This is a genomic window from Pseudotamlana haliotis (genome assembly GCF_008806375.1).
In the GTDB taxonomy this organism is placed as follows: domain Bacteria; phylum Bacteroidota; class Bacteroidia; order Flavobacteriales; family Flavobacteriaceae; genus Pseudotamlana; species Pseudotamlana haliotis.
In genome coordinates this window covers 1-9,764 of sequence record NZ_WAAT01000076.1, presented here as the reverse complement: position 1 = coordinate 9,764, position 9,764 = coordinate 1, and the positions used below count along the sequence as shown (strand labels likewise).

At 34.8% G+C, this 9,764-nt stretch carries 10 protein-coding genes and 1 riboswitch; of the genes, 1 reads left to right on the top strand and 9 read right to left on the bottom strand.

Annotation, left to right across the window (positions count from 1 at the left end; all coding sequences use genetic code 11):
* Positions 1–259: 259 nt before the first annotated feature.
* The 8 genes from thiH to thiS all read right to left on the bottom strand — a co-directional run bounded on the left by thiH (position 260) and on the right by thiS (position 7,736).
* Complete coding sequence (gene thiH / locus F6U93_RS14550; protein ID WP_150940956.1) at positions 260–1,387, bottom strand: 2-iminoacetate synthase ThiH; 1,128 nt, start codon at positions 1,385–1,387, stop codon at positions 260–262.
* A gap of 285 nt (positions 1,388–1,672) precedes the next feature.
* Positions 1,673–2,446 (bottom strand): thiazole synthase, encoded by a 774-nt coding sequence (locus F6U93_RS14545; RefSeq protein WP_150940955.1) that lies wholly within the window; start codon positions 2,444–2,446, stop codon positions 1,673–1,675.
* Between the two features lie 57 nt (positions 2,447–2,503).
* Positions 2,504–3,154, bottom strand: a complete 651-nt coding sequence (thiE, locus tag F6U93_RS14540; protein ID WP_150940954.1) for a thiamine phosphate synthase — start codon at positions 3,152–3,154, stop codon at positions 2,504–2,506.
* Positions 3,155–3,244: 90 nt separating this feature from the next.
* Positions 3,245–3,613 carry a four helix bundle protein gene (locus F6U93_RS14535; protein WP_150940953.1) on the bottom strand — a complete coding sequence of 123 codons (369 nt, stop codon included), beginning with the start codon at positions 3,611–3,613 and terminating at the stop codon, positions 3,245–3,247.
* Between the two features lie 65 nt (positions 3,614–3,678).
* Complete coding sequence (locus tag F6U93_RS14530; protein WP_150940952.1) at positions 3,679–4,485, bottom strand: hydroxymethylpyrimidine/phosphomethylpyrimidine kinase; 807 nt, start codon at positions 4,483–4,485, stop codon at positions 3,679–3,681.
* A gap of 245 nt (positions 4,486–4,730) precedes the next feature.
* Positions 4,731–5,330, bottom strand: coding sequence for a thiamine phosphate synthase (locus F6U93_RS14525; RefSeq protein ID WP_150940951.1), 600 nt, complete (start codon positions 5,328–5,330; stop codon positions 4,731–4,733).
* Positions 5,331–5,575: 245 nt separating this feature from the next.
* The gene (gene thiC / locus F6U93_RS14520; RefSeq protein ID WP_150940950.1) at positions 5,576–7,435 is read right to left on the bottom strand and encodes a phosphomethylpyrimidine synthase ThiC; all 1,860 of its coding nucleotides are present in this window, start codon (positions 7,433–7,435) and stop codon (positions 5,576–5,578) included.
* A 97-nt stretch (positions 7,436–7,532) separates the two neighbouring features.
* A complete protein-coding gene (gene thiS, locus F6U93_RS14515; RefSeq protein WP_150940949.1) occupies positions 7,533–7,736 on the bottom strand; it encodes a sulfur carrier protein ThiS in 204 nt (67 codons plus the stop codon).
* Positions 7,737–7,847: 111 nt separating this feature from the next.
* A riboswitch (TPP riboswitch) is annotated at positions 7,848–7,941 on the bottom strand.
* 277 nt (positions 7,942–8,218) lie between these two features.
* Here thiS and F6U93_RS14510 point away from each other — a divergent pair.
* A complete protein-coding gene (locus F6U93_RS14510) occupies positions 8,219–8,656 on the top strand; it encodes a hypothetical protein (RefSeq protein WP_150940948.1) in 438 nt (145 codons plus the stop codon).
* Positions 8,657–8,829: 173 nt separating this feature from the next.
* Here F6U93_RS14510 and F6U93_RS14505 read toward each other — a convergent pair.
* Positions 8,830–9,764 (bottom strand): M1 family aminopeptidase (locus F6U93_RS14505; protein ID WP_150940947.1); only part of this gene is annotated, 935 nt, incomplete at its 5' end.

The window sequence follows — 9,764 nt, the reverse complement described above, 5'->3', positions numbered from 1 at the left end:
TAGTTTTTCTTTTTTATTAAAGGTGAAGCTCAAGAGGGTGTTTTTTAATGGCTCAAAGGTAATGAAATTAAAAAATTGCTTATTAATTATCTCATTCAACCCCTGTAAAATTTTTTGAGGCTGCATAATTGGTATAAAACGTCACCCTGAACTTGTTTCAGGGTCACATAAAGGTGCTCACATTTAGCTTTTTGTTATACTGAATTTACTTCAGTAAAACGCAAAGTCATTATTATGATAATTAACAGATTTTACTAACCTATTCTAAATTTGAATTCACATAACTGCGGTCCCAATCTTTCCAAACCACTTCATAGCCTTGTGATTGAATCATTTCCTTTATACTTTCCGTAGAACGCTCATCTGAAATTTCAAACTGTTCTAAAGATTGTTGCTCTACGGCATAACCTCCAGGATTGGTTTTAGATTCGGCACTTATAGAGGTAATTCCTAATTTGATGATGTTATTTCTAAAGGTTTCACTCTCGCGTGTTGACATTGATAATTCTACATCTTCATCTAATAATCTATAGGCACAAATGAGTTGCACTAAGTCTTTATCGGTCATTTCTACCTTAGGTTCTACATCGCCTTGATGCGGACGCAGTCGTGGAAATGAAATCGAATATTTGGTTCTCCAATAGGTTTTTTGAAGGTATTTTAGGTGTAAAGCGGTATAAAAACTATCAACTCGCCAATCTTCTAATCCGAATAAAGCCCCTAATCCAATTTTATGAATACCTGCTTTTCCTAAACGATCTGGCGTATCTAAACGGTAATTGAAATTCGATTTTTTTCCCTTCGGATGATGTATTTTATAGGTCGCTTCGTGATAAGTTTCTTGATAGACTAAAACCGCGTATAAACCTTCCGCGATAAGCGTTTCATATTCATCTTGATCTAAGGGTTGTACCTCAATACTTATGTTCGAAAAGTGTTTTTTAACCAGCTGAATGGCGTGTTTTAAATAGGAAACTCCCACGGTTCTATTAGCTTCTCCGGTAACTAACAAAATATGATCATACCCTAAACTTTTAATATGTGCGACTTCTTTTAAAATTTCGGCGTCACTTAAGGTTTTCCTCGGAATTTTATTCGTCATACTGAACCCGCAATAGGTACATATATTTTGGCATTCGTTAGACAAATACATTGGAATATACATCTGAATCGTATTCCCAAAACGTTTTTTAGTCAGCTGATTACTTCGTTGCGCCATTTGCTCTAAAAAAGGCGTCGCTGCCGGGGAAATTAGGACTTTAAAATCGTCTAAAGTTATCTTCTCTTTGGCTAATACTTCTTGAATATCTTCTCCTGTAAACGCATATATTTCTTGCTCTAGAGTGTCCCAATCGTATGTGTTGAATGTATTTTTGAATGTGCTCATTTTTTTCTTTTTTTTAGGAGTTAAGGAGTTATAGTAGTTAAGTATAGAGTAGTTAAGTAGGTGAGGAGTTACAGTAGGTAAGCCAATTAGTTGTTGCTTTAACATTCATACCTCATCTATTTTTTTCTTTTTTTGTCAGTTATTCTATCTAAATTAATTCTCATATAATTCCATAACTTCTCCACTACTTTAGCTTCTAGTAATTCCTATTTTTATCCGTCTACTCCTTTAACATCTCTACCTCCTTCTAACTCCTCAACTCATTTTCATCTCCTTCAACCACTCCTAAAACTCAAGAAACGATGTCAACGGGCTACTGGCTTCTGCGTGTTGTTTTACGGGTGCTAATTTTGCGTTATAAGCCATTCTCCCAGATTCTACGGCCATTTTGAAGGCTTTACCCATAGCAATTGGATTTTGAGACACGGCTATGGCGGTATTTACCAGAACGGCATCGGCTCCTAATTCCATGGCAAATGCGGCATGTGACGGGGCTCCTATTCCAGCATCGACGATTACCGGTACATTACTTTGCTCGATAATAATTTCTAAAAAGTCGTTTGTTTTAAGGCCTTTATTACTACCTATGGGAGCGCCTAATGGCATGACACATTGTGTACCAACTTCTTCTAATCGTTTACATAACACGGGGTCGGCGTGAATGTATGGCATTACCACAAAACCTAATTTTACTAACTCTTCTGCAGCTTTTAGTGTTTCAATAGGATCGGGTAGTAAATATTTTGGATCGGGATGAATTTCTAATTTTACCCAATTGGTATTTAAAGCTTCACGAGCTAATTGTGCCGCAAAAACCGCTTCTTTCGCTGTACGTACTCCGGAAGTATTTGGTAATAAATGGATGTGTTTTTCTTTCAAATGAACCAGCATATCATCTGACTCATTCTCCATTTCAACACGTTTTAAAGCTACGGTGACCAGTTCACTTTCTGAAGCTATAATACTATCTCGCATTAAACTGGAATTACTGAATTTTCCTGTGCCGGTGAATAATCTAGATGTGAATGTTTTATCGGCTATTTGTAGTGTGTCTTTCATTTTTTCTTTTTAGGAGTTAGGTAATTAAGAAGTTAAGTAGTTAGAGGAGTTAAGTAGTTAAGGGGTTTTTGGTTTCCAAACTTGTTCTTCTAAATCACCTGAACTTTTTAAGAGTTGTTTAAAGGCATTTATCGTATTAAAATTTTTAGTGATTTCTCCTGATACGGCTATGCCGTGAATACCTGTTTTTAATAATCCTGGAATATCATCTGTTGTGAGTCCGCCTATAGCTATTATTGGTGTTTCTTTTTTTAATGATTCTATAATGCTTTGGTACCCTTCTATTCCTAAAACTGGGCTTAAATTATCTTTTGTGATTGTAAAACGAAATGGTCCTAGACCTATGTAATCTACTTTTTTTGCTATTAGATTTTCGCAGTCTTCGAGCGTGTTTGCTGTCCCTCCTACAATTTGCCATGAATACATGGCTTTTCGTGCTATGGTAGGACAGGTATCTGATTTCCCTAAGTGCACGCCATCTGCTTTGACTTCTTTTGCAATTTTATAATGATCGTTTATGATTAAGCGTGTTTGATAATGCGCCGTAATTTCTCGAGCTTCTTGTGCAGCTTTTAAAATCTTTTTTTCCGAGGCATTTTTTAAACGTAATTGCACCAATTCAGCACCCGATTGACAAGCTTTTTGAATATTTTCTATGTGTGCCTTCGGTGTTTCGCCTTGTGATATGTAGTGGAGTTTAGGAATCATTTTTTTTTAGGAGTTATAGTGGTTAAGTAGTTACAGGAGTTAAGTAGTTAGAGTAGTTATAGGAGTTAGGGTAGTTAAATTGTTATGGTATTAATTATTTATTTTTCTTAAAATACCTTGACAATACGCGTTTAACATTTTACTGACTTCTTGAATTAATACTGTTTGTTTTTTATTGTTTTCAACATAACCTAAATCTTTTGATAGGATTAAAAAATAACGACATTCTTCTAACGATGCTTGTGAAAAATTATAAAAACGTAGTTTCTCTTTCGCACTTTTACGTTTATAGCCTTCAGCTATATTTGCTGTAATAGACACCGCTGCTCTTCTAAATTGAGAGGTTAATCCGTAAATTTCTTCTCTTGGAAATGCCTTACTCATTTTGTAAACCTCTAAAACAAATTGATGACCTTTTTGCCAAACTTTTAAATCTTCAAAACTTTTAGTCATTTCCATAAGATAACTTTATTCTCTGTAACTATTCTAACTCCTTAACTACTCTAACTCCTCAACTCCTAAATTCAGACTCCCGACAGCGCCATTTTATGCGTTCCGAGTAAGCCTTTGCTGCTTCTTAAATAGGTTTCAATATAGATTTTAGCGTTTATAGCAGCGTCCTTAATCAGGAAATTAGAAGCGATATTACAAGCCAAGCTCGATGATAAAACACAACCACTACCATGTTTTTCATAAACGGTTTCAAAAATTGGAAATATCTCGATCGCTTCGGTTTTACCGTAATATAATTCATCCCAGCCTTTTATATCTGAACGGTGTCCGCCCTTAAGGTAGATTCTCGTATATTTTGAAATATGTGCTATAGTTTTCTTGATATTTAAATTAGGATATAGACTTTGAATCTCATCATAATTTGGTGTAATAATATAACACTGTTTCCAAATTTTATCTAGGAGTTCCTGAGTTTCATCAATATGGAAATCAAATCCAGAACTGGCCTTAAAAACAGGGTCTAAAACCACTTTGATTTTAGGGTTTAGCTCATGTAATTTATCTAGAATTAAGGATAAGGTTTTCCAGTTTTCAACGATGCCTATTTTAACAACGGCAATATTAAAACGTTCAAAAAGGGTTTCAATTTGTGATAAAATAACTCCAGGATTTGTCCAAATAGATTGTTTAAAATCAATGTCATTTTGAACAGTTATCGCTGTACAGACGGTTAATCCGTAAAATCCGTGGGCCTCGAATGTTTTCAAATCAGAAGTAATTCCGGCGCCTCCAGTGGGGTCATGACCTGCAATACTTAGTACATAATTATCAACTAACGATGCACCATTTGTAGCAGATATGGTGTAATTTTTTTTCATGCTATAAATTAGTTTAGTTGGGTTGATAATAGCTTAAGTTTAGGATACCATTAGGGATTTTAATTAACAGTGATGATACGATTGAAAACCCTCTGGGGAGAGTGATATCCTATAATTCTTTGAATTTTTAGGTCATAGTTTGGTTTAAGTTGGTTTTTAAATTTAATAAAGCTGCGAAAATACATATTTTTATGTTATAATATTCTTACATTGTGAGTTTTGTATATTTTACAAAATCTCTTAGATTAATTGAATTTTTTTGATTGAAAATTAAATATCCTTCTAAAATCTTCAATAGGTTTTTCACTTTTCCAGATTGCTCCAAGAATACCAATACCTTTAAAACCCAGTTCTTTACATTTATTTACATTTTCTGCGGAAACCCCACCCATGGCAATAATTGTTTTGTCAATATGATTTACATCAAAGCCACGACCTTTATAATCTGCCTTTGAAATGGATGAAAATACCGGACTCAGTAAATGGTAATCAAACTCAAAATAACAGGCTTCTAAAACATCAGGTTCATGAAAGGATGAACTTATAGTTTTACCAAACATGTTGAGGGTTTTAAAATACTGTCCCGGATTATCAATATGGTCTATACGTTTTTGCTCTTGAAAATGTATGCCTTTTAAAGGAAACTCATTAACTAATTCATGAAAATAATGAACCACGATTCTGTTATGATAATGTTTATCAATATGCTTTAAATAGTCTACATGTTCCTTATAATTCTTATTAGGTTTCCTCAAATGATAGTATTGCAAACCTTCTTGAAATAGCTGATTTAGTATTTCAATTTCGTTCGGAATATCATTTTCTGGAGCTATTAGAATGATCATTTTCTTTAATGAATAATTAATAATGAAGAATGAAATGTGTACTATTCCTAAATAGAGTTTACCGTTAATAAGTTTTATGCTTAATTTCAGTTAAAAAATCCACTTTGTTAGTTTAATCATGCAATTGAAACTGTTATAAGATTCTTCCTTTTGTCAGAATGACAAACTTCATGAATTGAAAATATTAACATTTAATTTATACCTATTGGTCGTACAATTTTTCATTCTTCATTTTTACTTTTTCATTACAGATAAACCTCTGATCCTTTTTCTTTAAACTCTTGAGATTTCTCGTCCATGCCTTTTTGAATGACTTCGTTATCTACAATATCATTTTCGGCAGCAAAATCACGAACTTCTTGTGAAATTTTCATCGAACAGAATTTCGGTCCGCACATCGAACAGAAATGCGCCACTTTTGCCCCATCTGCAGGCAGGGTTTCATCGTGATATTCTAAAGCACGTTCTGGATCTAAACCTAAGTTAAATTGATCCTCCCATCGGAACTCGAAACGCGCCATACTCAAGGCATTATCACGGTGTTGAGCACCAGGATGACCTTTGGCTAAATCGGCCGCGTGAGCCGCTAATTTATAGGTTACCACACCTACACGTACGTCTTCTTTATTTGGTAAACCTAAGTGTTCTTTAGGCGTTACATAGCATAACATGGCACAACCAAACCAACCAATCATGGCAGCTCCAATACCTGAAGTAATGTGGTCATAACCCGGTGCGATATCGGTTGTTAAAGGGCCTAAAGTGTAAAATGGTGCTTCGTCACAAACATCGATTTGCTTTTCCATGTTTTCTTTAATCATGTGCATTGGCACATGACCTGGACCTTCAATAAAACACTGTACTTCGTGTTTACGGGCAATTTGAGTTAATTCGCCTAATGTTTCTAATTCGGCAAATTGTGCTTCGTCATTGGCATCGGCAACCGACCCTGGACGCAGACCATCACCTAAAGAAAAAGCGACATCGTATTGTTTTAAAATTTCACAAATATCTTCGAAATGCGTGTATAAGAAACTCTCTTTATGATGTGCTAAACACCATTTTGCCATGATTGATCCACCACGAGATACGATACCCGTTACACGATTTGCGGTCATGGGCACGTAGCGTAATAATACACCGGCGTGTATGGTGAAATAATCAACCCCTTGTTCAGCTTGTTCGATTAAAGTATCGCGGAAAATCTCCCAAGTTAAATCTTCGGCCACACCGTTTACTTTTTCTAAAGCTTGGTAAATTGGCACCGTACCAATTGGCACTGGAGAGTTTCGAACAATCCACTCACGGGTTTCATGAATATTTTCTCCGGTAGATAAATCCATGATATTATCGGCACCCCAGCGGCAAGCCCAAACGGCTTTTTCAACTTCTTCCTCGATAGAGGAAGTCACGGCTGAATTACCAATATTAGCGTTTATTTTTACTAAGAAGTTACGCCCTAAAATCATAGGTTCAGCTTCTGGGTGATTGATGTTTGAAGGAATTACGGCACGTCCTCTTGCGACTTCTGAACGTACAAATTCTGGAGTGATTTTCTCTGGAATAGAAGCTCCAAAGTGTTCACCTTTGTGTTGCTTTCTAATCTCGGTCATTTCGTCTATACGTTGGTTTTCACGAATAGCGATATATTCCATTTCTGGGGTGATGATGCCTTGTTTTGCGTAGTGTAACTGGGTTACATTCTTGCCTTTTTTAGCTCGTAATGGCTTTTTTAGCAATGAAAAGCGCATGTGGTCTAAACTTTTATCGTTTAAACGCTCGTTTGAGTATTCTGAAGAAAAACCATCTAACTGCTCTACATCACCACGATCTTGAATCCAAGGTTCACGAATTCTTTCAATACCAGCATGAATGTTAATGTCTTTGTTAGGATCGGTGTACGGTCCAGAAGTATCATAAACGGTTACAGGTTCGTTAGGCGTTTTCTTTTTCGTCATCGAATCGGTCGTGTCGCTTAACGAAATTTCACGCATAGCCACTTTAATTTGTGGGTGAATTTTTCCTGGAACATAGATTTTTTCGGAGTTAGGAAACGGTTGTCTCGTAATACCATCTTGCTTTGGTGCGGTGTCTTTGTTTTTCATTGTTGTGGTGTTCTCCTTATACCTCAAATGGAATAAGAACGTTAATATTTTTTAGTTTTAATACGTTTCAATTTCCCCGTTTGGGGGTTAGGGGGCCTTACCCACCTTGGGTTGCTTGTATAATTAAAATATTGTCGTTTTCTGAAAAATGATGGGAATACCAAGACTCCTTTGAAATAATCGTGCTGTTAATAGCCACCGCAATACCATTTTGTGGTGTGTTTAATTTTTCAAGTAGTTTAAGAATATTGAAGTCTTTAGCGACTTCCATGATGTCCTCGTTAACCCGTATTTTTATCATTTTACAGTCTTTTTAATTATACTGTAAATTTTAAAGGGTCGAGAAATATGACTTTGAAAGGAAAAAGTACGCCAGGTACTTTTACGAAAAGGTGTGTAAGCAGATATTGCAATATGCTTTTCAACTTTTCCCTTCATCGGTACTAACCGCATCAGGTTCAAAGGGTTTTTCTCAGTTCTTGAATAGAACACCCCTAAAGTTTACACTGCTAAGGTATTAAAAATAAGGTGAATTTAAGACGATTGACTGTTTCTTTTTGAAGTCGTATGTTTTGAAAAAAAGTATAAAACAGTGTTTTACAGGAAGACACTGAGGTTCATTACGTTTTTTATAAAAAAACAGAGATTTGTTTTAAAGGGTACAAAAGCCAATTTACGTATTGATGATTTGAGTAATACTACAGAGCATACAATTTTGTTTATAGAATAGATAAAAGTGCTACTTTTGATGTTAAATAATAATAATAAAATTTAAATTAAATAATGATGAACCAATTTAAAACAGTGTTAGCCTTAAGTTTGTTTTTAATAACCCCTTTAGGGTTTTCTCAGGAAATGACAGAAGAGCAAAAGAAAAAGGCAGAAAATAAAGTGACTATTTTTACTTCGGAAGAACGAGATAATATACAATTAGTTTATGTTACAGAGGTGGAAAAAATGAATTTATCTGAAGCAGATGAAGATGAATATATGAATATATTTTATGATTATATAGGTACTATTAACAGGTATGATGATCATGATCATGATAAAGATTATACTGAGGAAGAAATCACAGAAAAAATTAATAAGGATACCAAAGCAATGAATGTAAAAATAAAAACTTTGCTAACACCTGAAAATTACGATAAACATCTTGAAATTTTTCAAAGAATATTATATAGCATAAGCGAGAGAAGTGGTTACGACATAAGTGAATAAATAGTGCTTTTGAGCATGACATAGTTTTGTAATTCCTCACCCTGACCTTGTTTCAGAGTCTCATATATAGGTTATAGTTCTACTGAAAGGTCGTCATTATAAAATAATAAATAGATATAAAAAAAGCCCTTTTGAGAAATCAAAAGGGCTTATAAAATATAGAAAAAGTATTTCTAGTTTTCGTTATTTTCTCTATCGATATCGGCCATCATTTCTTCTGGGTCGATAGTTACAGATTTCACCGTTTTTGAGGTTGTAAACGTATAGGTTGGATATGCCCAAGCCCAGTCTTTTATCGTTGTTGCCGTAGTTGGTTTTTCACCACGCATCATTTGTAATGGAATGTAAAAATCTTCAGTAGAACCATCAGTATAAGTTACTTTTAGGTCTATAGGCATTGGCATGAGTCCAATACGTTCTAAAGTTATGCTGTTGTCTTCAACAGTTTTTACGCCGTAATCAATGGTGTTTGTGGTACGTGTCCAATCGTTTAAATACCAGTCTAATTCTAGTCCTGAAACTTTTTCCGCAACACGGATAAAATCGTTACCGTTAGGGTGTTTAAAAGCCCATTGATCAAAATATGCTTTTATGGTTTTTTCTTGATTTTCTTGCCCGATCACATAAGCCAATTGGTTTAAAAACACAAAACCTTTGTAGTATGCTGATATTGAAGATGAACGATTTAAATGAAAACGATCGGCTTGTGTTGTCATTGGTTGTTCGGTTCCAGAATTAGCATAGTATGAATATACATCATAGGTTTGTTTTGTGTCTTTTTTAAACGATTTTCCGTTTAATTTGCTTTCTCCAAGTTTCCCATAGTATTGTGCAAAACCTTCGTCCATCCAATAGTTTGTTAACTCGTTTGTTGCTAATAAAAATTGAAACCAAGTATGTGCCAACTCATGAGATGTTACACCAAATAAGCCATCAAAATCACCTTGACCAAGGATTAAAGTACACATGGCATATTCCATTCCGCCATCGCCACCTTGAATTACTGAATATTGATCGTATGGGTATTTACCAATATTTTCACTAAAAAATTGCATCAATTCAACCGTTTTTGGTTGTAGATTTTTCCAATTTTCTAATTTATCTGTGG

Bases quoted from the DNA above. Each gene is read 5' to 3' on its own strand.
- thiH (WP_150940956.1), bottom strand. From the start codon at position 1,387: ATGAGCACATTCAAAAATACATTCAACACATACGATTGGGACACTCTA.
- F6U93_RS14545 (WP_150940955.1), bottom strand. From the start codon at position 2,446: ATGAAAGACACACTACAAATAGCCGATAAAACATTCACATCTAGATTA.
- thiE (WP_150940954.1), bottom strand. From the start codon at position 3,154: ATGATTCCTAAACTCCACTACATATCACAAGGCGAAACACCGAAGGCA.
- F6U93_RS14535 (WP_150940953.1), bottom strand. From the start codon at position 3,613: ATGGAAATGACTAAAAGTTTTGAAGATTTAAAAGTTTGGCAAAAAGGT.
- F6U93_RS14530 (WP_150940952.1), bottom strand. From the start codon at position 4,485: ATGAAAAAAAATTACACCATATCTGCTACAAATGGTGCATCGTTAGTT.
- F6U93_RS14525 (WP_150940951.1), bottom strand. From the start codon at position 5,330: ATGATCATTCTAATAGCTCCAGAAAATGATATTCCGAACGAAATTGAA.
- thiC (WP_150940950.1), bottom strand. From the start codon at position 7,435: ATGAAAAACAAAGACACCGCACCAAAGCAAGATGGTATTACGAGACAA.
- thiS (WP_150940949.1), bottom strand. From the start codon at position 7,736: ATGATAAAAATACGGGTTAACGAGGACATCATGGAAGTCGCTAAAGAC.
- F6U93_RS14510 (WP_150940948.1), top strand. From the start codon at position 8,219: ATGATGAACCAATTTAAAACAGTGTTAGCCTTAAGTTTGTTTTTAATA.